The organism is Listeria aquatica (genome assembly GCF_014223975.1).
Lineage (GTDB): Bacteria > Bacillota > Bacilli > Lactobacillales > Listeriaceae > Listeria > Listeria aquatica.
In genome coordinates, this window is sequence record NZ_JAARRM010000001.1 from 1 (window position 1) to 23,296 (window position 23,296).

Annotated in this window: 20 protein-coding genes, 14 tRNA genes, 1 rRNA gene and 1 pseudogene; 29 read left to right on the forward strand and 7 right to left on the reverse strand. The window is 41.8% G+C overall.

Annotated elements, in window-relative coordinates; genetic code table 11:
• The first annotated feature begins 154 nt into the window (after nucleotides 1–154).
• The 15 genes from rrf to HB912_RS00080 all read left to right on the forward strand — a co-directional run bounded on the left by rrf (nucleotide 155) and on the right by HB912_RS00080 (nucleotide 1,605).
• Nucleotides 155–270 (forward strand): 5S ribosomal RNA (rrf, locus tag HB912_RS00010).
• 13 nt (nucleotides 271–283) lie between these two features.
• Nucleotides 284–358: transfer RNA gene (locus HB912_RS00015), tRNA-Asn, on the forward strand.
• 10 nt (nucleotides 359–368) lie between these two features.
• Nucleotides 369–455 (forward strand) — tRNA-Ser (locus tag HB912_RS00020).
• 32 nt (nucleotides 456–487) lie between these two features.
• Nucleotides 488–559, forward strand: a tRNA-Glu gene (locus HB912_RS00025).
• 52 nt (nucleotides 560–611) lie between these two features.
• Nucleotides 612–687: transfer RNA gene (locus tag HB912_RS00030), tRNA-Val, on the forward strand.
• 9 nt (nucleotides 688–696) lie between these two features.
• Nucleotides 697–770, forward strand: a tRNA-Met gene (locus HB912_RS00035).
• 4 nt (nucleotides 771–774) lie between these two features.
• Nucleotides 775–850 (forward strand) — tRNA-Asp (locus HB912_RS00040).
• A gap of 3 nt (nucleotides 851–853) precedes the next feature.
• Nucleotides 854–926, forward strand: a tRNA-Phe gene (locus tag HB912_RS00045).
• A 13-nt stretch (nucleotides 927–939) separates the two neighbouring features.
• A tRNA-Tyr gene (locus HB912_RS00050) sits at nucleotides 940–1,023 on the forward strand.
• A 10-nt stretch (nucleotides 1,024–1,033) separates the two neighbouring features.
• Nucleotides 1,034–1,107: transfer RNA gene (locus HB912_RS00055), tRNA-Trp, on the forward strand.
• Between the two features lie 22 nt (nucleotides 1,108–1,129).
• A tRNA-His gene (locus tag HB912_RS00060) sits at nucleotides 1,130–1,205 on the forward strand.
• Between the two features lie 19 nt (nucleotides 1,206–1,224).
• Nucleotides 1,225–1,296, forward strand: a tRNA-Gln gene (locus HB912_RS00065).
• An 11-nt stretch (nucleotides 1,297–1,307) separates the two neighbouring features.
• A tRNA-Gly gene (locus tag HB912_RS00070) sits at nucleotides 1,308–1,379 on the forward strand.
• A 23-nt stretch (nucleotides 1,380–1,402) separates the two neighbouring features.
• Nucleotides 1,403–1,476 (forward strand) — tRNA-Cys (locus tag HB912_RS00075).
• 45 nt (nucleotides 1,477–1,521) lie between these two features.
• Nucleotides 1,522–1,605 (forward strand) — tRNA-Leu (locus HB912_RS00080).
• A 172-nt stretch (nucleotides 1,606–1,777) separates the two neighbouring features.
• Here the strand turns inward: HB912_RS00080 and HB912_RS00085 are convergent.
• Nucleotides 1,778–2,440 carry a HutD family protein gene (locus tag HB912_RS00085; RefSeq protein WP_185371656.1) on the reverse strand — a complete coding sequence of 221 codons (663 nt, stop codon included), beginning with the start codon at nucleotides 2,438–2,440 and terminating at the stop codon, nucleotides 1,778–1,780.
• A 389-nt stretch (nucleotides 2,441–2,829) separates the two neighbouring features.
• Between HB912_RS00085 and HB912_RS00090 the strand changes: the two genes are divergently transcribed.
• The 11 genes and pseudogenes from HB912_RS00090 (at nucleotide 2,830) to HB912_RS00145 (ending at nucleotide 15,828) form a co-directional block, all read left to right on the forward strand.
• Entirely contained in the window at nucleotides 2,830–4,854 is a 2,025-nt protein-coding gene (locus tag HB912_RS00090) for a urocanate hydratase (protein ID WP_185371657.1), read from the forward strand.
• A 13-nt stretch (nucleotides 4,855–4,867) separates the two neighbouring features.
• Nucleotides 4,868–6,133, forward strand: coding sequence for an imidazolonepropionase (hutI, locus tag HB912_RS00095; protein WP_185371658.1), 1,266 nt, complete (start codon nucleotides 4,868–4,870; stop codon nucleotides 6,131–6,133).
• A gap of 18 nt (nucleotides 6,134–6,151) precedes the next feature.
• Nucleotides 6,152–7,051 carry a glutamate formimidoyltransferase gene (ftcD, locus tag HB912_RS00100; RefSeq protein ID WP_185371659.1) on the forward strand — a complete coding sequence of 300 codons (900 nt, stop codon included), beginning with the start codon at nucleotides 6,152–6,154 and terminating at the stop codon, nucleotides 7,049–7,051.
• Between the two features lie 11 nt (nucleotides 7,052–7,062).
• Entirely contained in the window at nucleotides 7,063–7,689 is a 627-nt protein-coding gene (locus HB912_RS00105; protein WP_185371660.1) for a cyclodeaminase/cyclohydrolase family protein, read from the forward strand.
• Nucleotides 7,690–7,705: 16 nt separating this feature from the next.
• Nucleotides 7,706–9,367 (forward strand): formate--tetrahydrofolate ligase, encoded by a 1,662-nt coding sequence (locus tag HB912_RS00110; RefSeq protein WP_185371661.1) that lies wholly within the window; start codon nucleotides 7,706–7,708, stop codon nucleotides 9,365–9,367.
• A 29-nt stretch (nucleotides 9,368–9,396) separates the two neighbouring features.
• Complete coding sequence (locus HB912_RS00115) at nucleotides 9,397–9,996, forward strand: HutD family protein (protein ID WP_185371662.1); 600 nt, start codon at nucleotides 9,397–9,399, stop codon at nucleotides 9,994–9,996.
• Nucleotides 9,997–10,044: 48 nt separating this feature from the next.
• Nucleotides 10,045–11,370 (forward strand): APC family permease, encoded by a 1,326-nt coding sequence (locus HB912_RS00120; protein ID WP_185371663.1) that lies wholly within the window; start codon nucleotides 10,045–10,047, stop codon nucleotides 11,368–11,370.
• 28 nt (nucleotides 11,371–11,398) lie between these two features.
• Nucleotides 11,399–12,946, forward strand: coding sequence for a histidine ammonia-lyase (hutH, locus tag HB912_RS00125; RefSeq protein ID WP_185371664.1), 1,548 nt, complete (start codon nucleotides 11,399–11,401; stop codon nucleotides 12,944–12,946).
• A 66-nt stretch (nucleotides 12,947–13,012) separates the two neighbouring features.
• Nucleotides 13,013–14,385 (forward strand): annotated as a pseudogene (gene glmL / locus HB912_RS13135) (methylaspartate mutase accessory protein GlmL).
• 57 nt (nucleotides 14,386–14,442) lie between these two features.
• On the forward strand, nucleotides 14,443–15,081 hold the full coding sequence (locus tag HB912_RS00140) for a Vat family streptogramin A O-acetyltransferase (RefSeq protein WP_185371666.1): 639 nt from the start codon (nucleotides 14,443–14,445) through the stop codon (nucleotides 15,079–15,081).
• 18 nt (nucleotides 15,082–15,099) lie between these two features.
• Nucleotides 15,100–15,828 carry an epoxyqueuosine reductase QueH gene (locus HB912_RS00145; protein WP_425324762.1) on the forward strand — a complete coding sequence of 243 codons (729 nt, stop codon included), beginning with the start codon at nucleotides 15,100–15,102 and terminating at the stop codon, nucleotides 15,826–15,828.
• 21 nt (nucleotides 15,829–15,849) lie between these two features.
• On the opposite strand, the gene HB912_RS00150 is transcribed toward HB912_RS00145, so the two are convergent.
• Nucleotides 15,850–16,572, reverse strand: coding sequence for a YebC/PmpR family DNA-binding transcriptional regulator (locus HB912_RS00150; protein ID WP_185371667.1), 723 nt, complete (start codon nucleotides 16,570–16,572; stop codon nucleotides 15,850–15,852).
• A gap of 152 nt (nucleotides 16,573–16,724) precedes the next feature.
• On the opposite strand from HB912_RS00150, the gene HB912_RS00155 reads away from it, so the two are divergent.
• Nucleotides 16,725–17,066 carry a zinc ribbon domain-containing protein YjdM gene (locus tag HB912_RS00155; RefSeq protein WP_185371668.1) on the forward strand — a complete coding sequence of 114 codons (342 nt, stop codon included), beginning with the start codon at nucleotides 16,725–16,727 and terminating at the stop codon, nucleotides 17,064–17,066.
• Nucleotides 17,067–17,140: 74 nt separating this feature from the next.
• Here the strand turns inward: HB912_RS00155 and HB912_RS00160 are convergent, their stop codons facing one another.
• On the reverse strand, nucleotides 17,141–18,595 hold the full coding sequence (locus HB912_RS00160; protein ID WP_185371669.1) for an MFS transporter: 1,455 nt from the start codon (nucleotides 18,593–18,595) through the stop codon (nucleotides 17,141–17,143).
• Nucleotides 18,596–18,775: 180 nt separating this feature from the next.
• Here HB912_RS00160 and HB912_RS00165 point away from each other — a divergent pair, with 180 nt between their 5' ends.
• On the forward strand, nucleotides 18,776–19,519 hold the full coding sequence (locus tag HB912_RS00165) for an SDR family NAD(P)-dependent oxidoreductase (RefSeq protein WP_185371670.1): 744 nt from the start codon (nucleotides 18,776–18,778) through the stop codon (nucleotides 19,517–19,519).
• 49 nt (nucleotides 19,520–19,568) lie between these two features.
• On the opposite strand, the gene HB912_RS00170 is transcribed toward HB912_RS00165, so the two are convergent.
• Genes HB912_RS00170 through HB912_RS00185 form a run of 4 tightly spaced genes read right to left on the reverse strand, consistent with a single transcriptional unit; the run spans nucleotide 19,569 to nucleotide 21,966 of the window.
• Nucleotides 19,569–19,709, reverse strand: a complete 141-nt coding sequence (locus HB912_RS00170; RefSeq protein ID WP_185371671.1) for a hypothetical protein — start codon at nucleotides 19,707–19,709, stop codon at nucleotides 19,569–19,571.
• Nucleotides 19,710–19,738: 29 nt separating this feature from the next.
• Nucleotides 19,739–20,593 (reverse strand): polysaccharide deacetylase family protein, encoded by an 855-nt coding sequence (locus HB912_RS00175; RefSeq protein WP_185371672.1) that lies wholly within the window; start codon nucleotides 20,591–20,593, stop codon nucleotides 19,739–19,741.
• Between the two features lie 13 nt (nucleotides 20,594–20,606).
• A complete protein-coding gene (gene rsiV / locus HB912_RS00180) occupies nucleotides 20,607–21,476 on the reverse strand; it encodes an anti-sigma-V factor RsiV (protein ID WP_185371673.1) in 870 nt (289 codons plus the stop codon).
• Nucleotides 21,463–21,966, reverse strand: a complete 504-nt coding sequence (locus HB912_RS00185) for an RNA polymerase sigma factor SigV (protein WP_185371674.1) — start codon at nucleotides 21,964–21,966, stop codon at nucleotides 21,463–21,465. The genes rsiV and HB912_RS00185 overlap by 14 nt, the downstream gene beginning before the upstream one ends.
• Before the next feature lie 206 nt (nucleotides 21,967–22,172).
• Here HB912_RS00185 and uvrC point away from each other — a divergent pair, with 206 nt between their 5' ends.
• On the forward strand, nucleotides 22,173–23,294 hold the full coding sequence (gene uvrC / locus HB912_RS00190) for an excinuclease ABC subunit UvrC (protein ID WP_185371675.1): 1,122 nt from the start codon (nucleotides 22,173–22,175) through the stop codon (nucleotides 23,292–23,294).
• Nucleotides 23,295–23,296 lie beyond the last annotated feature (2 nt).

Below are 23,296 nucleotides of genomic sequence, written 5' to 3' on the forward strand. Positions count from 1 at the left end.
TCAGGTAGATAGGTTTGGAGTGGAAGTATGGCGACATATGGAGCGGACAAATACTAATCGATCGAGGACTTAACCTTAAAAAGAACTTTCAGATTCTGGTTCACACGCTTTTCTTCTCTAGTTTTGAGAGAACGACGTTCTTTCATATTCCTTGTCTGGTGGCTATGGCGAGAAGGTCACACCCGTTCCCATCCCGAACACGGTAGTTAAGCTTCTCCGCGCCGATGGTAGTTGGGGGCTTCCCCCTGTGAGAGTAGGTCGCCGCCGGGCAAGATATTACTTTTCCACAGTAGCTCAGTGGTAGAGCAATCGGCTGTTAACCGATCGGTCGTAGGTTCGAGTCCTACCTGTGGAGCCATATCTTTCTTGGAGAGCTGTCCGAGAGGCCGAAGGAGCACGGTTGGAAACCGTGTAGGCGGGCAACCGTCTCAAGGGTTCGAATCCCTTGCTCTCCGTTTCCAAGATAGTGTTTGTCAATTGTTGATATGGCCCGTTGGTCAAGCGGTTAAGACACCGCCCTTTCACGGCGGTAACACGGGTTCGAATCCCGTACGGGTCACTTTTTATTCTTTTTGGACAATTTATTTAGTTTACGGTAAAATATTATTTATGGAGGTTTAGCTCAGCTGGGAGAGCATCTGCCTTACAAGCAGAGGGTCAGCGGTTCGATCCCGTTAACCTCCACCATATTATTGTCGCGGGGTGGAGCAGTCTGGTAGCTCGTCGGGCTCATAACCCGAAGGTCGCAGGTTCAAATCCTGTCCCCGCAATTGTGGTTCCGTGGTGTAGGGGTTAACATGCCTGCCTGTCACGCAGGAGATCGCGGGTTCAAATCCCGTCGGAACCGCCATTTGGCTTGGTAGCTCAGTTGGTAGAGCACTTGATTGAAGCTCAAGGTGTCGGCAGTTCGATTCTGTCCCAAGCCATTTTTATTTATACGGAGGGATAGCGAAGTGGCTAAACGCGGCGGACTGTAAATCCGCTCCTTCGGGTTCAGTGGTTCGAATCCACTTCCCTCCACCATTTTTATTTTAGGGGCATAGTTTAACGGTAGAACAGAGGTCTCCAAAACCTCCAGTGTGGGTTCGATTCCTACTGCCCCTGCCATGATAAATTTAATTGAATAGTGGCGGCTGTGGCGAAGTGGTTAACGCATCGGATTGTGGTTCCGACATTCGTGGGTTCGATTCCCATCAGCCGCCCCATTATTAATTTTAATATTATTGGGCCATAGCCAAGCGGTAAGGCAATGGACTTTGACTCCATCATGCGTTGGTTCGAATCCAGCTGGCCCAGTCTTTAAAATTGCGGAAGTAGTTCAGTGGTAGAACATCACCTTGCCAAGGTGGGGGTCGCGGGTTCGAACCCCGTCTTCCGCTTTTTCTTTACTTAAAATTTATATGGCGCCATAGCCAAGTGGTAAGGCAGAGGTCTGCAAAACCTTCATCACCGGTTCAAATCCGGTTGGCGCCTCCATTTGCTTGATTTGAGTTAAGAAAAAGTTTATAATATTTGTGATATGCCGGCGTGGCGGAATTGGCAGACGCGCTGGACTCAAAATCCAGTGACCGCAAGGTCGTGCCGGTTCGACCCCGGCCGCCGGTATCGTGATCCCCATTAATACTTATATAGTATTAATGGGGATTTTTTGATATGGATTTAATTAACTTTGCCTTTACATTGTCTTAAAACAACACTTATCTAATAAATGTTCTAAAAAATTTTAAGGGATGTTTGCTCGGTTTGTAGACGGAGGGGGTTTAAAAGGTTAAATCTTTTAAGGATGATCACGTAAAAGGCTATCAACGAAATTTTGATAGTATTTACGATTGTGCAAGGTATCGAAGGTGCATAAAATGGCTAACTCGCTATTGAATGAAATGGATGCGTTTCGAAAGGTGAATTTGGCGGTTTCATTGAAAACAAGGAGGCTATCTCCTTGTTTTAATACGAGCTCGTCACGGAGATACTCATTTTCTGGTTCAATTTGAATTTCAATTAGATCGGAAATGGCATGGATTAACTGGAAAGAATAAGGCTCAATTAAGAAATTCTTTGTTTGGTTTTGATGGAGAATTTCGATTTTCGTCGCTAATCCATCACGGTAGATGAAATTGAAATCTTCACCGGAACCTAGGCTGGTCGTTTTGGCGCTGCCATCAAAATGGTCAAGTTTGAATGGGGCCATTTTAACGATGCGCTCGGTCGAATTTTCTTGGTGGCATAAAGTGACATGGCCGTGTAAGCTGATTAGGTCCCGTGTGTAACCGGGAAGGTCTGTGAAACGTGATTTTTTTTGATATAATTTAGTGCGCGAAATGCGCAAATCGAAGTCTTTGTTTTGGAATGAACGGTCGTAAGGGAAAATTAGAATTTCAATGGAATCACCGCCACTCCATTCGATCGTTTTATAGTCTTTTTGGTCAAGTATGATGTACAAAGCTTATTTCCCCCTAGTAATGGTTATGTAATTAATCATACACAAAATGGGCCTTATTGACAACTTCACGAATATGTAAAGAATTTGTATTGACAAATGGTTCACAATCGGATATAGTTAGGGCGTAATGTAAGCGGTTTCTCAAAATGAAAAACATTCTTTATCTTGGTAAAGAATGAAAGGATTATGACTATGAAACTTCTTTCAGATTTCTTGGGAGATATCGTTAGAAGTCAGTGTTTCCAGTGGTTTAACCAACAAAAAGAAAGCGCTTAATTATAATGCCGCAGTTTCTTGTTCTATGAAAAGGAAAGGAGTGAAGTGGGAAAATAAAGGGAAGGCTTGGAATGGGAAAGCGGAGAAATGATTAGAAGGGAATGTATGTCAACATGATAAAGAATGATGCAATTGCAAAATCGATGACCATTAAGTTAGATGATATTTTGCCAGAAATGCCTTCTTTTACTGAAGGAATTAGGCGGGCACCTGATCGCGGATTTCGTCTTACAAAAGAACAAACAGAAATTGCGCTTAAAAATGCTTTACGTTACGTCCCTGAAAGATTTCATGAGCAAGTAATTCCTGAGTTTTTAGAAGAGCTGACAACGCGCGGACGGATTTATGCATATAGATGGCGTCCCGAAGGAAAGATTTATGGGAAATCAATTGATGACTATAAAGGGAACTGTACGGCGGCTAAAGCAATGCAAGTGATGATTGATAACAACCTTGATTTTGATGTTGCCCTTTATCCATATGAACTCGTTACTTATGGTGAGACGGGGCAGGTTTGTCAGAACTGGCTACAATATCGTTTGATTAAAAAGTATCTTGAAGTGATGACGGAAGAGCAAACGCTTGTCGTGGAATCTGGGCACCCAGTTGGCCTATTTAAGTCTAAAAAGGATTCCCCTCGTGTTATTATCACGAATGGCTTACTTGTTGCCGAATACGATAATTTGGATGACTGGGAAATTGCCGAGGAAATGGGCGTCACGAACTATGGGCAGATGACTGCCGGTGGTTGGATGTACATCGGACCGCAAGGGATTGTTCATGGCACCTTTAATACACTTTTAAATGCTGGACGCTTAAAACTAGGGATTCCAGATGATGGCGATTTGGCAGGGAAGTTGTTCGTTTCTTCTGGCCTTGGAGGCATGAGTGGTGCGCAAGGAAAGGCTGCTGAAATTGCGCATGCGGTAGCAATCGTTGCAGAGGTGGATCAGTCGCGGATTGATACGCGGCTTGAACAAGGCTGGATTTCGAAGCTAGCTCAAACTCCGGAAGAAGCAATAAAACTTGCACAGGAATCTATGGCGAAAAAAGAAGCGATGTCGATTGCATATCACGGCAATATTGTCGATTTGTTGGAATATATGGATGAACATAAAATACATGTGGATCTTTTGAGTGACCAAACGTCGTGTCACAATGCTTATAATGGCGGTTATTGTCCAGTTGGGATTTCTTTTGAAGAAAGAACTCGGCTTCTTAAAGAGGATCAACCTAAATTCCAAGAGTTGATAAATAAGACCCTTGTGCGACACTTTAATGCGATTAAACATTTGGTTGAGCAAGGAACTTACTTCTTTGATTACGGGAATTCGTTCATGAAAGCTATTTTTGATGCAGGTGTGATGGAAATCTCGAAAAATGGACATGACGATAAAGATGGATTTATTTGGCCATCTTACGTAGAAGATATTATGGGACCGATGTTGTTCGATTACGGATATGGTCCATTCCGCTGGGTTTGCTTGAGCGGAAAACATGAAGATTTGGTAGCAACCGACCACGCGGCGATGGAAGCGATTGATCCAGAAAGACGCTATCAGGATAGGGATAATTATAACTGGATTCGTGATGCAGAGAAAAATCAACTGGTTGTCGGAACTGAAGCACGGATTCTTTATCAGGATGCACAAGGTCGGATTGATGTCGCGCTTAAATTTAACGAACTTGTTCGTGAAGGCAAGGTTGGTCCTGTCATGATTGGCCGTGACCACCACGATGTTTCTGGAACGGATTCGCCATTCCGTGAAACTTCAAATATTCGTGATGGTAGTAATGTTACAGCGGATATGGCTGTCCAGTGCTATGCAGGGAATGCAGCGCGTGGAATGAGTTTGATTGCTCTTCATAACGGTGGCGGAACTGGGATTGGTAAATCGGTCAATGGTGGTTTTGGTCTTGTTCTGGACGGCAGTGAGCTCGTGGATGAGATCATTCGCTCGGCGATTTCTTGGGATGTTATGGGCGGTGTTGCGAGACGAAATTGGGCTAGGAATGAACACTCGATGGAAACTTCGATTGCCTTTAATGAAGAAAAACAAGGAACGGATCACATTACGATTCCGTATTTGACGGATGATGGAGCGATTCGTGAGGCGGTTTCGAAATACGTAAAATGAAAGGCGGATATTGATGATTGCTGATAAGATCCTAACAAATTTAAATCAAATCTTTTGTCCGATTGACAAAGGAAGAGCTTTACGGGGAAGTGAAATGGGTGAAGCGAACATCATTCGACAAGGCTTTATCGCGATTCGTGAAGGAAAAATTTTGCGTGTAGCTGAAGGAGATCCGCCGGTTTCTCTCATAGGAGAACACACAAAAATAGTTGACTGCAGTGGGAAAACGGCTTCTCCAGGATTAATCGATTCGCACACACACCTTGTGTACGGTGGAACACGTGAAAATGAATTTGCTAAAAAATTGAACGGTGTTGCCTATTTGGATATTTTGAAAGAAGGCGGCGGGATTTTAAGCACGGTGAAGGCGACTCGAGCTGCTAGTTTTGCAGAGCTTTACGAGAAAACAGCTAAACTTCTTGAGCATATGCTTGTGCATGGTGTGACAACAGTTGAGGCGAAAAGTGGCTATGGTCTCGACTGGGAAACAGAAGAGAAACAAATGAAAGTTGCACATGAACTGGATCACCGTTTGCCGGTTGACATCATTTCGACGTTCATGGCGGCACACGCGATTCCAGAAGAATATCGTGAAAATCCAGATGGGTTTATTGATTTGATCATCGAAGAAATGCTTCCCAAGGTAAAGGCAGATAATCTAGCGGAATTTTGTGATGTATTTTGTGAATCTGGTGTTTTCACTGCTGAACAATCGCGAAAACTACTGAGCGCAGCGAAAAGACAAGGCTTCAAGTTGCGGATTCATGCGGATGAAATTGAATCTATCGGTGGTGTGAGCGTTGCAGCAGAACTTGGTGCGACAAGTGCGGAACATTTGATGGTGATTACAGACGAGGATATTGACAAACTTAGCCAAGCAAATGTGATTGGAAATCTGCTTCCAGCAACAACGTTTAGTTTGATGGAAGACACCTATGCGCCTGCCAGGAAAATGTTAGATCATGATATGGCCATTACCCTTTCGACAGATAGTAATCCAGGTAGCTGTCCAACGGCGAACATACAGTTCATCATGCAACTTGGCTGTTTTGCTGATAAATTAACGCCAATTGAAGTTTTTAATGCGGTGACAATCAATGCGGCATATGTAGTGGATCGCGGAGATTCTATTGGAAGCTTAGATGAAGGGAAATTAGCAGATATTACACTGTTTGACGCACCAAATATTGATTATCCTCTTTATTTCTTTGCGACAAACCTTGTAACGGATGTGTATAAAAAAGGTGAACTTGTAGTTAAGAATCGCCAAATGATTTAAAAAGGAGATAAAGAAACCATGGCAAAATTAGTTGAATGTATTCCGAATTTTAGTGAAGGTCAAAATCAAGAAGTGATCGATGGTTTAGTAAAAACAGCAACGGGTGTACCAGGTGTTTCCTTGCTTGACCATTCGTCAGATCCAAGTCATAACCGCAGTGTCTTTACACTAGTTGGAGATGAGGCGGGTATTCAAGAAGTGGCCTTCCAACTTGTGAAGTTTGCAAGTGAAAAAATTGATATGACAAAACAACATGGTGAACACCCACGTATGGGAGCAACAGACGTTGTGCCTTTTGTTCCTGTAAAAGATGTCACAATGGAAGAATGTATCGAAATTTCAAAAAAGGTGGCAGAACGAATCAATCGTGAACTATCGATTCCGATTTTCCTTTACGAGGAGTCAGCAGCGACACCGGATCGGAAAAACTTAGCGAAAGTTCGTAAAGGTCAATACGAAGGTATGCCGGAAAAATTAAAGGAACCAGAATGGGCACCTGATTACGGGGAACGCAAAATCCACCCTACAGCCGGAATTACTGCTGTTGGAGCACGGATGCCACTTGTAGCGTTTAACGTGAACTTAGATACGGATAATGTGGAAATCGCGAAGAAAATTGCCAAAGTAGTACGTGGTTCGAGTGGCGGATTTAAATACTGCAAAGGAATCGGGCTTTTACTTGAAGACCGCAACATTGCTCAAGTGTCTATGAACATGGTGAACTATGAAGGAACACCGCTTTATCGGACTTTTGAAACAATCCGCTTTGAAGCAAAACGCTATGGTGTAGGAATTATTGGTAGTGAAGTGATTGGTCTTACCCCTGCCAAAGCACTAATTGATTGTGCAGAATATTATTTGCAAATTGAAGACTTTGATGAGAAAAAACAAATTCTAGAAAATCATTTACTGGGTTAGGGGAGTGCGAGATGAAATTAGTTGATATGAAAATTACGGAATTCGTTGATGTACTTGGTTCAGATGCGCCAGCTCCAGGTGGTGGTTCAGCTTCAGCTCTTGCTGCGAGTGTAGGTTCAGCACTTACGATGATGGTTGCACAACTAACAATTGGTAAAAAGAAATATGTTGAATATGATGAGTTGATGAAACAAGTATTAAAAGAAGCAACGGAAGTTAATCAAGCTTTGCTTGAAGCAATTGATAAGGATACGGAAGCATTTAATCAGGTTTCAGCTGTTTTTTCTATGCCAAAAGAAACTGATGAAGAAAAAGCTGCGCGAAAAGAAGCTATGCAAAAGGCGCTTAAGCTAGCTGCTGAAGCCCCATATGACATCATGACTTTAGCGAGTAAAGCTATTACGATTACGGGAAAAGCGGTTGGCAAGTCCAATGTTAATGCTGCTAGTGATTTGGGTGTTGCGGCGCTTAATCTTAAATCAGGATTGCAAGGTGCTTGGTTAAATGTCTTAATCAACCTTTCAGGAATCAAAGATGAAGCTTTTGTTGCAAAATACAAAAAAGATGGAGAAGCATTACTACAAACAAGCTGTGATAGAGCCGATGAAATTTATCAAGCGATTTTAGAAATCGTATAAAAAAGGAGTTTTCAGCATGACACTTTCAGATATTGAAATTGCTCATAAAAGTGAAAAATTACCAATTGAAGATGTTGCAAAAGAAGTAGGAATTGAAAAGTCAGAGCTTGAACTTTACGGGAACTATAAAGCAAAGGTTGCTGTAGACGATTTAGAACAGGCCAAAGCAAAGCTCATTCTTGTTACGGCAATCACACCAACTCCAGCGGGGGAAGGGAAAACGACGACTTCTGTAGGTCTTAGCGATGGACTTCGGAAAATTGGAAAGAAAGCGATCAGCGCTTTGCGTGAACCTTCACTTGGACCAGTTTTTGGTGTAAAAGGTGGGGCAGCTGGTGGAGGATATGCACAGGTTGTACCGATGGAAGATATTAATCTACATTTTACAGGCGACTTTCATGCAATCGGTGCGGCTAATAATCTACTTGCGGCTTTAATTGATAATCACATTCAACAAGGAAACAAGCTTGGAATTGATAATCGCAGAATCACATGGAAGCGGGTCGTTGATATGAATGACCGTCAGCTTCGTCATATCGTTAATGGACTTGGTGGTAAAGCGCAAGGTGTGCCTCGGGAAGATGGATTTGATATTACAGTTGCATCCGAAGTAATGGCTATCCTTTGTCTTGCGAATGATATTCATGACTTAAAAGAAAAATTAAAACGAATTATTATCGGCTATACACGGGATAATGATCCAATTACAGCAGGTGATTTAAAAGCAGATGGGGCTATGGCGGCGCTACTGAAAGATGCGATTAAGCCGAACCTTGTTCAAACGTTAGAGCATACGCCAGCCTTTATTCATGGGGGGCCATTTGCGAATATTGCTCACGGTTGTAATAGTGTACTTGCTACGAAAACAGCGATGAAATATGCGGATTATGTAGTTACGGAAGCTGGGTTTGGTGCAGATCTTGGTGCCGAAAAGTTCATTGATATTAAATGTCGGAAGTCTGGCTTAAGACCAGATGCGGCGGTTCTTGTAGCAACGGTTCGTGCGCTTAAGATGCACGGCGGCGTGGAGAAAAAAGATTTGGGTGCAGAAAACGTGGATGCAGTTGTAAAAGGCATGCCAAACTTAGAAAAACATCTTGAAAACATCCAGAATGTTTACGGGCTTCCTGCTGTTGTTGCGATTAACAAGTTTCCTACGGATACGGATGCGGAACTGAAAGCAGTTGAGGATGCTTGTCAAAAATATGGTGCAAATGTTGTCCTTTCTGATGTTTGGGCAAATGGTGGTAATGGTGGAGTCGAACTTGCAAAAGAAGTCGTTCGTCTTGCTGAACAACCTAATCATTTTCAGTTTGTTTATGATGATGAGGATTCACTTGAAGAAAAATTAGAAAAAATCGTAACCAAAGTTTATGGCGGAAAAGGAATCGAATTAGCGCCAGCTGCTCGTAAAGAATTGAAGCACATCGAAGAAATGGGCTATGGACACTTACCAATTTGTATGGCAAAAACACAATATTCATTCTCAGATGATGCGAAGAAGATTGGGCGTCCCGAGGGCTTTACGATCACGATTAAAGAAGTTAAAATCTCTGCAGGTGCTGGCTTTGTTGTAGCTCTTACAGGAGCGATTATGACAATGCCTGGACTTCCGAAAGTACCTGCTGCTGAAAATATTCAAGTAGATGATAACGGCGTGATTTCTGGTTTGTTCTAAGTAGAAATGAAGAAGGAGGAGGGGAAGTCATGAATAGAATTATAAGGCGAAAATCAGAGTATAAGAAGAGCATTTGGCCTGGCGGAACGACAACGGAACTTTTGATTTGGCCGGAAAAAGCGCTGTATGAAGAACGTAATTTTATATACCGGATTTCAACGGCGACTGTAAATTTGCCAACTTCGACTTTCACCTCCTTGTCTTCTTATTGGCGAGAACTGATGATTCTAGATGGTGAGATTGAACTGTTTCACGAAAGCGCTTCAAGAAAACGAGAAGTAAAACTTTCTGTTTTTGAACAAGACAGCTTTAGCGGAGCAGAGACTACGACAAGTTACGGGCAATGTACAGATTTCAATTTAATTTATACACCTACCTATACCGGATCATTATCTTTGATAAAACCGGAAGAAAAATATGAAGTAGAAAAAGGGGCCGATTATTTTTATTATTCTTTGGTCGAAGAGATGCAGATTTGTTTTTCAGACGGTCAAACAGCCGTACTAGGGAAAGGGGACAGTCTATTTCTTCAAGCTGCTAACCAAATGACGATACAGCCGGTTGCAAATACATATTCTTCTTCTGACATTATTGCGATCGAAGCAAAAATCAGCAATATAAAAAGATGATACGAAAACGTGTATAGTCATGCCCGTCATAGTGAGAGGGGACAGAAAATGGCTACACAAACGTCAAATGAAAAGTCGAAATTCAGTTTGAGTGGAGCGACATTGTATGGAATCAATGCCGTGATTGGCTCAGGAATCTTCTTATTACCCAGAACTATTTATGAAGGACTTGGACCAGCATCTTTAATTGCAATGTTAGTAGATGTATTGTTGGTATTACTTTTAGCACTTTGCTTTGCCGAAGTCGCAGGCTATTTTGATAAAAATGGCGGTGCTTTTCAGTATTCAAAAGCGGCTTTTGGAGATTTTGTCGGATTTAATGTCGGCGTGCTTGGTTGGGCGGTTACCGTTATTGCATGGGGGGCTATGGCAGCCGGATTTGCACGTTTGTTTGTTGCACTAGTACCATCATTTAAGCCTTTTGAAATGTGGATTGCTGTGATATTGATTATTTTGCTTTCAGTTATTAACAGCTTTGGTGTGAAGACATCTAAGATTTTTACGATCACGATTACCATTGCAAAATTAATTCCAATTGTGGCCTTTGTTGTGATTGCTATTTTCTTTATTAAAGGCGGAATTAATGCTGGCAACTTTACACCATTTGTTCAACTTGAACCGGGGAAAAATTTCCTACAAGGAATGAGCTCGTCGGCACTAGTGGTTTTCTATGCTTTCATCGGTTTTGAAGCATTACCTGTTGTTGCTGGCGAAATGCGAAATCCCAAAAAGAATGTTCCAAAAGCGATTATTATGTCGATCATCATCGTGTCTTTGCTATATTTCTTAATTATTGCTGGAACAATTGCCCAACTAGGAAATGGAATTTTGAGTACGGATACACCTGTGCAAGATGCGTTTACTAAAATAATAGGACCAGTTGGAGGATTTATCATTACGATTGGTGCTTTGATTTCAGTAGGTGGTTTAAATACAGGGGATTCGATGATGATTCCTCGATATGCATGTTCAATTGCTGAAGATGGCCTTTTACCAAAAGCTTTTGCAAAAAAAAATAAGCATGAAGCACCGATTTTTTCGATTGTCGTTTCTGGTATTTTAGCCGTACTTTTAGTGATGAGTGGTTCGTTTGAACAATTGGCTCAATTGAGTGTGTTGATGAGATTTATTCAATATATTCCAACGGCTCTTTCTGTTATTGCACTGCGCAAAAAAGGGCTCGAAGATCCAGGATTTAAAATGCGTTTCGGACCTTTTATCGCAGTTTTAAGTGTTATCGTGAGTCTTTGGATTATGTCATCTTCAAGCTTGATCAATATTATCTTTACAATGGGAGCTATTTGCATCACGAGCGTTCTTTACTTTGTAATGTACGGAAAAAAAGGACGTCAAGGCGAAAAAATGGAAGACTAGCAAATTAAAACATGAAGAGGTGTGGAAAATGACGAAAGAAGTAATTTTAACAGGAAACGATTTAACGCTAGATGATGTTATAGGTGTGGCACGAGAAGGTTGGTCAGTAAAAATTTCAGCAGAAGCTATCGAAGCTGTAAAAAAATCGCGTGAGATCATTGATGATATTATTGCTAATAACCGCGTGACTTACGGGGTAACGACTGGTTTTGGTTCTCTTGTAAGCGTTAGCATTTCGCCGGAAGATGCAAGTGAACTACAAGAAAATTTGATTAGAACGCATTCAAGCGGTTTTGGAGATCCGCTTTCACGTGAAGAAGTTCGGGCAACAATGCTAATTCGAATTAATTCACTTGTCAAAGGCTGTTCAGGAATCCGTCTTAGCACGGTAGAAATGCTCCTAGCAATGCTTAACAAAGATGTTGTACCGTTTATTCCAGAAAAAGGCTCACTTGGAGCTTCAGGGGATTTGGCGCCGCTTGCGCACATGGTTTTACCAATGCTTGGCCTTGGCCGTGCTTACTTTTCTGGCGAATTGCTTTCTGGGAAAGAAGCGATGCAGAAGGCAGGAATCGACACGATCCACTTAGCAGCTAAAGAAGGACTTGCGCTTATCAATGGCACAACCGTTTTGACCGCAGTTGGAGCGCTTGCTACTTATGATGCAGTCGAACTTGTTAAATTGTCGGATATTGCTGGCGCATTATCGCTTGAAGTTCATAATGGGATTGTCGATGTGTTTGATGAAGCTCTTCACCGGATTCGTCCACAATATGGCCAGCTGGCGACTGCACAAAATATGCGGAATTTAGTGGCAGGCAGTACTAAGGTGGTACATGCTTCAACAGAACGAGTTCAAGACCCATATACGCTGCGCTGCATCCCGCAAATTCACGGTGCAAACAAAGATAGCATTAGCTACGTGAAAGCAAAAGTAGAAATTGAAATTAATTCGGCAACGGATAATCCGATTGTAACAGAAAGTGGAAAAGTCATTTCAGGCGGAAACTTCCACGGGGAACCTCTCGCTCAACCTTTTGATTTTCTAGGAATTGCGGCATCAGAAATCGGTAATGTTTCTGAGCGCCGGGTAGAACGCCTCGTCAATCACTCGTTAAGTGGACTTCCTTCGTTTCTTGTTAAACATCCAGGGCTTAACTCTGGCTTCATGATCACGCAATATGCGGCTGCTGCACTCGTTTCGGAGAATAAAGTACTTTCGCACCCAGCGAGTGTTGATTCGATTCCGTCATGTGAAAATCAGGAAGACTTTGTCAGCATGGGGACGATCGCTGCTAGAAAAGCACGTGATATTGTGAACAACTCTCAGCGTGTTGTTGCAACTGAAATTATGGCTGCTTGCCAAGCACTAGACTTTGATGAAAAACAAGCTGGAGAGCTCGGCAAGGGAACACAAGCAGCTTATGATACGTTCCGTAAGAGCTCAAGCTTTATTGAAAATGACCACGACATTGAAATTTATGACGAACTAGAAAAAGCAACTGAGGTTCTTACAAGTGGTCGTTTAGTAAAAGCAGTGGAAGAAGTTGTTTCGCTTGAGTTGCAAGTTAAATAAGTGATTTTTAAGAAGAAGCGCCGGGCGAAGAACCGGCGCTTTTTTTGGAGAGGAGAGAGGAGCAATATGCAGCCTATTTTATTAATTGATTTTGGTAGTACTTTTACAAAACTGGTCGCAGTGGATTTAAAACGTCCAGCTGTTCTTGCGGCGGCGCAAAGTGAAACAACGGTTCAAACGGATATTCGAGATGGATATTTGCATGCGCTTCAAAAAATTGAACAGCAAATTGGGACGACTGATTTTGAAGAACATTTGGCTTGTTCTTCTGCACGTGGCGGTTTCAAATTGATTGTCATTGGACTTACAGAAAGTTTAACAACAGAAGCAGCGAAACGCGCGGTTTTAGGAGCTGGGGCGCGTATTTTAAAAGTTTATGCACCGCTTATCACAGATCAGGATTTGCAGGAAATGGCTGAGATTAACCCCGATGCTATTTTACTGGCTGGTGGAACGGACGGCGGGAATCAGTCCTATATTTTACAAAATGCAAAAAAACTGATGAAACTTCGTCAAAATGCTGCAATTGTTGTGGCTGGAAATAAGCGAGCATATGTAGAAATTGAGCGAATTTTGAAAGGTTCCTCTCATGAATATTATTTGACTGAAAATGTGATGCCTAAAGCGGGGGTTTTAGTGAGGGAGCCAGTGCGTCAGGTGTTACGTGATATTTTTATGAAAAAGAAAAAGGATTCGAAGCCGTTTCTCTGAACATAGGACGAATTGTTTTACCTACTCCAACGGCTGTTTTGAAAGCGGCAAGTCTGCTTGCTTATGGCACGAAACGGGAAGCGGGACTTGGCGAATTAGCGGTGGTGGATGTCGGCGGAGCGACAACCGATGTTCACTCGGTCAGTAAACAACAAGCGGTGAATGAACCGGATATTTTTTTAACAGGACTTGCTGAACCTGTTTTAAAGCGAACGGTAGAAGGGGATCTTGGGATGCGCTATTCGGCATACAGCTTGTATCAAGCGGTTGGGGAGTCTCAAATTGTGCATTACTTTACTGGATGCGCACCGGAAATTTGTGAAGGCTGTCTATTTCGGGAAGCGCATCCGGAATTTATTCCGCAAAGTGAGGAAGAGCGCCGTTTGGACGATGCCATTGCGAGCAGTGCGATTCAAAAAGCAGTAGAGCGTCACTCGGGTTTCTTGGAAAAAGTGGCTACACCCACTCGGTATGTGTATGAACAAACAGGGAAGGATTTGCGCTATTTGAAGGCTATTGTTGGAACTGGTGGAGCATTAATTCATAGTGGCTACCCGAAACGTGTTCTTCTTGCAGCAACGGACAGGGCGAATTCTAGGCAGCTTTTACCGGAAAATCCAGCTCTTTTTTTGGATCAGGATTATGTGTTACAGATGATGGGACTTTTGTCAGAGCACTATCCGGATGTGGCGTTAGGTCTTATGAAAAGACACTTACGTGCGCTTTAGCGGTCATGGAAAGTGTGTTATACTGAAAGCGATGCTAATCAAAGGAGCTGAGGGCAGATGCTTGGACCAAATCCGGATGCGCTTTATCCGAATGAAGCTATTTCGTCGCTTGTGTTTATTAAAAACTGTGTGAAAAATCCGAATATCATTGTAGGAAATTATTCTTATTATGATGACCCTGAAAATCCAGAGCGTTTCGAAGAGCATGTGGAGCATTTATATGATTTTCTTTCTGATAAGCTTATTATTGGGAAGTTTTGTGCGATTGCTAAGGGGATTCGTTTTATCATGAACGGGGCGAATCACCGGATGGATTCTGCAACGACCTACCCGTTTAATATTTTGGGGCATGGGTTAGAGAAGGCAACACCTAGTTTGGCGGATCTTCCGTTTAAAGGTGATACGGTAATTGGAAATGATGTTTGGATTGGGCAAGAGGTCACGATTATGCCTGGGATTACAGTGGGCGATGGGGCTATTATTGCCGCAAATTCCGTTTTGACAAAGGATGTTTCGCCTTATACGATTGTTGGAGGAAATCCGGCTAGCCTAATTCGGGCTCGGTTTAGCGAGGAAATTATTGCTTATTTACTTGAGCTCAAATGGTGGGATTTCCCGCCTGAAAAAATTTGGCGTAACTTGGATGTGCTTTGTGACACGGATCTTACGTTAGAGAAATTACAGCAAATAAAATGAAAGAAGGAATTTTTGGAGATGTTGATGCCTGATTTGATGGAACTACTTGAAAACATGCAGCCAGATCAAAAAATCAATTATGATCGCTTGCTGGAAAAAATGATTCTTTTTTGGCAGGAAGAAGGGCTTCGCCCGAAAATTTTATTGCATAGTTGTTGTGCGCCTTGTAGTACGTATACTCTCGAATATTTAACGAAGTATGCAGATGTGACGCTTTATTTTGCCAATTCGAATATTCACCCACGACTCGAATTTGAACGGCGCAAAGAGGTGCAGGCGGATTTTGTTGCGGCTTTTAATGAAAGAACGGGTCAACAAGTTGAGTTTATCGCGGAAGCTTACCAGCCGCAAGAATTTTTGTGTGTGGTAAAGGGGCTTGAAGAGGAGCCAGAAGGTGGTTTGCGCTGTTCCGCTTGTTTTCAGATGCGACTTGACCAAACAGCATTAAAAGCGAAGGAACTGGGCGCTGATTATTTCGGTAGCGCGCTCACGATCAGTCCGCACAAAAATAGTTCACTGATTAATTCGGTCGGTGCGGAAGTGCAGCAACTTTATGATATGCGCTATCTTCCAAGTGATTTTAAGAAAAAAGGTGGCTACAAACGATCCGTTGAAATGTGTGAGGAATATGATATTTACAGACAATGTTACTGCGGATGCATTTTTGCCGCGAAACAGCAGAACGTGGATTTAAAGCAAGTAAGTCAAGAAGCAAGGGCTTATCTGCAAGCAAAAAAAGAGACTTGAGCAAGTCTCTTTTTTTGCGCTTTATTCGGCAGACAAGTCCACGTTGTGATAGACTTTTTGAACGTCTTCAAGATCTTCAAGGGCATCAATCATTTTTTCGAATTTAACCAAATCGTCTCCGTCAAGTGTGACTTCGTTTTGTGGAAGCATTTCAATTTCAGCAATGCTAAACTCGTCGATTCCTGCAGCCTTTAGGGCTTCTTGGACTTGATGAAAATCGCTTGGCTCGGCATAAATGATCGCTTGACCGTCTTCATCAAGAATATCGCGAACGTCTACGTCTGCTTCCATCAGGATTTCAAGCAGGTCATCTGCGCTTTTGTCTGCGACACCAAAAACGGCTGTGTTATCGAACATGTAAGAAACGGCTCCACTTACGCCCATGTTTCCGCCATTTTTACTGTAAGCGGCACGTACATCAGAAGCTGTTCGGTTGACGTTGTTCGTTAAGGCATCAACAATCACCATAGAACCGTTTGGTCCGAAACCTTCATAACGGAGCTCGGAGTAGTTTTCATCGCCAGTTCCTTTTGCTTTTTCAATGGCGCGATCAATGATGTGCTTCGGTACGTTATAGGTTTTTGCTCGTTCAATAACGAAACGCAATTTCTGGTTTGCGTGAGGATCTGGTTCGCCTTGCTTGGCTGCTACATAAATTTCAATCCCAAATTTTGCATAGATTCGGCTGTTATTTGTATCTTTTGACGCTTTTTTTTCTTTAATATTTGCCCATTTACGGCCCATTAGGAACACTCTCTTTCTAATTTAACTTAAGACTCTTTGTTTATTATATCGGGTCTTCGTTGTTTTGTTAAGTAGCAGGATAAAAAATTCCTGTGAAAAAATGTACAGATGGGCTATAATGGAGATAATTCATGAATGGAGGAAGATGATAAATGTCAAACTTACCAAATTGTCCGGAATGTAAATCAACTTATACGTATGAGGATCGCGGGCTTTTGATTTGTCCTGAATGTGGCTTTGAATGGAGCCCTGGGGAAGAAGCAAGCGGGCAAGAAGAATTCGTTGTACGTGATGCCAATGGGACAGTGCTTGTTGATGGGGATTCTGTAACGGTGATTAAGGATTTGAAAGTTAAGGGGAGTTCCTCAACACTTAAAATCGGCACGAAAGTGAAAAATATCCGTCTTGTAGAAGGCGATCATAATATTGATTGTAAAATTGATGGCTTCGGTGCAATGAAATTGAAGTCAGAATTTGTTAAGAAAAATGGCTGATAGGGATTGTGCTTTCATAAGAAGCGAAAAACCAAGCTTTCGAAAACTGATGTTGCGTTTTCGAAAGCTTGGTTTTATTTGTGTTCTTTACTTTTCTTGCGAAGTGCTTTGGCTTCTTTACGCCACCAGAGTGCTTTTTTGGGATTGTTTACCATTTTTTTAGCTTCTGCTTTCGTCTCTACGGCTGGAAGTGAACCGCGAAGGGATTTACCAGATGTTTGCTTAAACATAAGGGTAAACACAATCATGCCAATCACACCAACGAGCACAAGATAGAAGGATGGCATTAAATTGTTGCCGGTTTTGTCTATCAAGAAGGAGGCAATCATCGGTGTTGTTCCGCCAAAAATTGATACGGATACGTTAAAGGAAACGGATAATGCCCGGTAACGTACGTCGGTGAAAAATAAGGTTGGTAACATAGATGGGACGGTTCCTTCAAAGCAAGATAAACAAAGTGCTAGGAGAAGAAGTCCTAGGAAAACGGTTAGGATGTTATCATCACGTAGTAGCAAGAAGGCTGGGATGGCAAAGAGAATTAAGCCAACAAGGCCAATTTGTGTGATGATTTTATTGCCGAATTTGTCACTCAAATGCCCCATTAAAATGACGGTTGGAATCATGAACAGCATGACGACTAAAATGAGCAAGAGCGACTTCGAGTTTTCGTAGCCGAGAACAGCGTTTAAATGCGATGGCATATAAGATAAGAGCATGTAGCTTGTGATGTTGAAAAAGGCAACGATGACGATACATAAGAACAATTCTTTTTTGAAATATAAAAAGATGTCTTTGAAGGTTGGTTGTTTTTCCGTTTCACCTTGGTCTTGCTCGGATTCTTGAATTTCTTGGAAAGCTTGGGTTTCATCTAAACTGGTTCGTAAGTAAAAACCAATGAGACCAAGTGGTGCGGCAACGAAGAAAGGAATTCTCCATCCCCAATCTACCATTCCCTGGTTCCCTAAGATAAAGGTTAGAATTGTAACAAGTCCGCTTCCGGCGATGTAACCGGATAGGGTTCCGACTTCCAGCCCACTTCCTAGAATGCCTCGCTTTTTGTCAGGCGAGGATTCTGCTATGTATGTCATGGCTCCTGAGTATTCGCCACCGGTTGAAAAACCTTGGACAAGTCGCGCAGCAAGTAGCAGGAACGAGGCGGTTAAGCCAATAGACTGATAACTTGGGATAAGGCCGATACAAAGTGTCGAAAAGGCCATCATTAAGATCGTAATGGTCAACACGCGTTTCCTGCCTAAGCGGTCTCCAAGTGCTCCGAAAACGAAGCCGCCGATTGGTCGCATGATAAAGGCGATCGCGAATGTGGCGAAGGTGTAAACGAGTTGCAGAGTTCCTTCCATTTCTGGGAAGAAAACTTTCCCAATTGTAACAGCGAGGTAGGAATAAATTCCAAAATCAAACCATTCCATCGCGTTTCCGAGTCCCGTTGCGAAAACGGCTTTTCGTGCTTGGCTCGTGTCGATAATCGTCATATCATTAGGTAGTAATTTTCTTTTTTTGGTTGTATTCATTCATATTGCTCCCTTTTATAGTTCTTTTGCTTCATTTTACCACAAATGTGAATTTGTAAACGCATTTTTTGGTTTTTAGTCAGAAGAAAGTTGATCAAGCAAAACGATTGTTTATCATTTCGATCTGGGAGTATACTTAAAATGTAAGCGCAAATATTTTAACTGAAGGAGAGAATGGTCATGAGACTAAAAGACAAAGTAGCGATTATTACAGGTGGTGCAAGTGGGATTGGTAAAGCAACGGTTGAGCGTTTTGTTCGCGAAGGGGCGAAAGTTGTGATTGCTGATTTCTCTGATAAAGGGGAAGAACTTGCACAAGAATTGCGTGATACTGGTTATGAAGCGATTTTTGTAAAAACGGATGTAACGAGTGAAGAAGATATTAAGCAAATGATTGAAAAAACAGTTGAATCATTTGGTAAACTGGATATTATGTTCGCCAACGCAGGGATTGCAAACGATGCGGATATTGATAAGCTTTCGTATGAAAAGTGGAAAAAAACGATTGATATTAATTTAAATGGTGTATTTTTATCGGATAAATACGCGATTGAACAAATGATAAAACAAGGTCATGGTGGTGCGATCGTGAATGCTGGTTCGATTCATAGTCTTGCAGGAAAACGTGGCGTAACGGCTTATGCTTCTGCAAAAGGTGGCGTTAAATTGCTAACGCAAACACTTGGCGCTACGTATGCGGAACATGGTATTCGGGTGAATGCAGTTGGACCGGGTTATATTGATACGCCGCTAATTGAAGAGGCTCAAGGAAAAGCGCGTGAAGAATTGGTTTCACTTCATCCAATGGGCCGGTTAGGAAAACCAGAAGAAGTAGCAAATTGTGTTGTCTTTTTAGCAAGTGACGAAGCTTCCTTTGTTTCAGGAACCATTCTTGTTGTAGACGGAGCTTATACAGCTGTTTAATAAGGGAACAAAATAAGACTTTGAGCGTCTTGTTACGACGCTCAGAGTCTTATTTTTTTATATGTTCGATGATAAAATAAAAGGTTGCTTCAGTTTGTCTGAAATCTCCGCTTGTGACAAACTGGGAAGAGATCCAGATAAATAAAACTAGAAAGAGTGTAAGTACAATTCCGTGGATGATTTTTTTCATTTGTTTCACCTCATGTGAAGGCTTCGGTTTTAACGTTCTCTGAAGCTTAATTTAAACGGCGTATTTTCTTTGTAGGCTTGAAAGTTGTAGCCATTTTTTTTGAGTGCATGGATGATCGCGGGAAGTGCTTCTAATGTGTTTTTTCGTTCATGCATCAAGATGACAAGGGGTTCTTTTTGTTTGGCTAGGATGTTTACTTGGGTTAAGACGGTTTCTACTACGCGAGTGGAACTTGTTTTGTAACGCCAATCGTTGCTGTCAATATTCCAGTCAAGCAGTGTGAAGCCCTTGTCTTTTGTTTCTTGATGAAGTTGTGTGCTTAAATAAGTACTGCCGTAAGGGGCGCGAATTAAATTGCTTGCTATGCCTAGTTTTTCGCGTCCGGTTTTGCGGGCTTGCTCCATTTCGGTAAGGAATGTCGGATTGTTTTTACGGTAAAGCAAGCCAGCATCGTGTGTCATGCTATGCCAGCCAATGCTTGATCCAGATGCAAGCAAGGCTTTGGCGGTTTCGGGTTGGATGCGATTTAAGTTTTCACCGATGAAAAAGAAGGTTGCAGGGACTTTTTCTTGTTGCAATAGGTGATTAAATCGGCTTAGAAATGGCGAAGGGCCGTCGTCAAAGGTTAGGAAAACGGTTTTATCCGTAACGGGTCTTGGTTTTGCTGGCTGGGATACTTTTTCAGGCGGCTTTTTGGCGCTCGCTTTTTTTACGAGGGCTTTCTTGCTGACGATTTTTTCTTGTTTAGCTGGTTGCTTGGCAGGACTCTCGGTGTTTAAAGTTCCCCAGAGTAACAAGCAAGCGGAGCTAAGTCCGAGCAAAATCAGGCAAGCAAGAACGGCAGGTTTCAGCCGCAGCTTTTTTTGTGTTCTTTTTTTGCGCATTTTGGTACTCCTTTTATTTGAGATAACTTGGTTTTTTTAGGTCATTTTGAAGTAGCGATGTTGGAATCACAAACGAAACGGTTCCCATGTAGCCAGGTGCTACTTCGTAATCATTGAAGGAAAAGACAAGCTCGTTTTTGGCGTTGATGTAAAATCGTTTGGCTAGATTTTTTTCGCTGAGTGCGGCTTTAAGCTCGTTTTCGTCCCAATAAATTTTGTTGGGGTCTGCTTCGGTTTGTTTTTTCATTTGCTCTTGAATATTAGCTTGGATAAGCGAAATGTAGCGATCGTTTTTGAAAAGATCCGCAAGTTTGATGCGCTGCATTTTTTTCTTGTCCATCACGAGATAAGTGTGCTCGGTGTAGCTACTCGCACGGGTTTCTTGGACAGTAAACTGAAGGACGAGTAGTTTTTTTGTGTTGGTTATTTCTTTGTAATCGCTAGAAACGTAAAAATGTTCACCGCGATTTTGGCTAGCAAGCTGATATTCTTTATAAAGGGCTTCGCCCGTTTTATCGTAAGCATCGTTGAGTTTTTTCTCGAGTTCTGGATTTTTAAGACCACTTAATTTGGGTGTTTTAATGTGTGCTTCTGTTGTTTTGTTTTTTTCTTGATAATTTTTGCCTGTAATGACGGTGATGATGTTTTTTAGAATGGGAACGTCGCTCATCGCACGTGCAAGGGATTCATTTGTTGTAACAACAGTTAGAAAAATAGCCAGTAAGACGGGAACAGCAGCAATGAGACTCAAGCGCACTGGGTGGTGTTTCTTTTTGGGTTTCGCTGCGCTCAAGTTTTGGATCATTTGATCAAGCTCTTTATCTGGGATGGGGACTTGTCGATAAGCTTGTTTGAGTTGTTTTAGATCTTTATTCATGGACATTTTCATCCTCCTCGTCTAAATCAAGACGCAATAGCTGGAGTGCTTTATAAAGTCGCGTTTTGGTCGTACTGAGATTTTTATTAATAATATAAGAAATTTCTTGGATAGAAAGATCTTCGAAATAACGTAGAATGATGACGGTTTTATATTTCACGGGCAATCGTTCGAGTGCATGTTTTAAATCGAGATTTTCATATTGATCACTTGCGCCAGGCTGCAGGCTAGCCAAAACTTCGTGATCCATTAATGTGATTTTTTTATTTTTTCTCAAGAAATCGAGCGCAGTTCGCACGACGATTTTGTAAAACCAGCCCTTCATGTTTTCTTTCTTTTGAATGGTTGGGAGTTTTAACAAGGCTTTTTGGATAGATTCTTGAATAATATCAAGCGCGTCCGCTTGTGATTTAGTGTAGCTATAGGCCACACGATAAAAATCATCTTTATATTCAGTTACACAATCCAAAAAGCGCTCCTGTAAATTTTTATTCATACCGGTAGAAGCCTCCTAAAAATATCTCCACTTATTAGACGTATCAGAAAAGGAAAAAGTTTGTTTTTTTAAAGATTTTTTTAGTTGTATGTTTATTTTTTTGCACATAAAATTCCAAGTTAAACCTGATGGGAAATGTTGCTTTACAAGCTAAATGGAAAGGGTTAAAATGAAAACACGAACGATTGTTCTTGGGAGAGTTGCCTATGAGTAAGGTTTTGTTAAAGCAGAAGTTGAGTATACTTCCAGAGTCGCCAGGGTGCTACATTTACAAAGATGCGGCGGGCGAGATTTTATATATTGGGAAATCTAAAAATTTAAAAAAACGAGTGAAATCTTATTTTACGAAGACGCAAACTGGAAAAACAGCGCGTCTAGTTCATTATATTGAGGATTTAGAGTTGATTCTGACTGATTCAGAAAAAGAAGCGCTTCTACTTGAAATGTCGCTTATCATGAAGTATCAACCTCCCTATAATATCCTTTTAAAAGACGAAGTGCACTATTCTTATATAAAAATTACAAATGAAAAGAACCCAAGACTTGTAGTGACGCGCGAAATCAAAAAAGATGGGGCTGCGTATTTTGGCCCGTACACTAGTAAATATTCGGCGGAAAAAACGAAGGAATTGCTTCAAAAAATTTATCCACTTTGTCATTGTAGTGGTAAAAAAGGGCGTCCTTGTTTTTACTATCACTTAGGGATGTGTATTGGTCCATGTGCGCGTGAAGTTTCCCAACAAGAATATCAAGCACAAATCAAACGGATTAAACGCTTTTTTTATGCTGGACATTCAGCAGTTCGACGCGTGCTTGAAGAGCGGCGCGATTTAGCAGCTAGTGAGTGGCAATTTGAGCGGGCACAGGAAGTTCAAGAATGGATTGAGGCACTTGAGCAAGTGACGGAAAAGCAAAAAGTGGTAATCAAAGACCGAGAAGACCGAGATGTCATTGATTTTGTCCATGATGCAGGTGCACTTTCGATTCAAATCTTTTTTGTGCGAAATGGTGCGATCGTTGGCAGGTCTGCTCAAATTCTGGAACAAGTGGAAGAAATAGATGGAGTGATTGAGGCTTATGTTCAGTCATTTTATGAGCATCCAAATCACCTTTTGCCAAAAAAGCTGCTTGTTAGCGAGGAGATTGATGCGAGAAAATTAGCAGAAGAATTAGGGGTTAAAGTGAAAACGCCAAAACGAGGCGAGAAAAGAGCAGTGCTTCAATTGGTACAGGAAAATGCTTGTAGCGCACTCCGCGCGCATTTTAAGATGCTCGATTATGAGTATGAAGCAGGAAATCCAAAGGGTGAGTTAGCTGAAAAAAAGTAGCG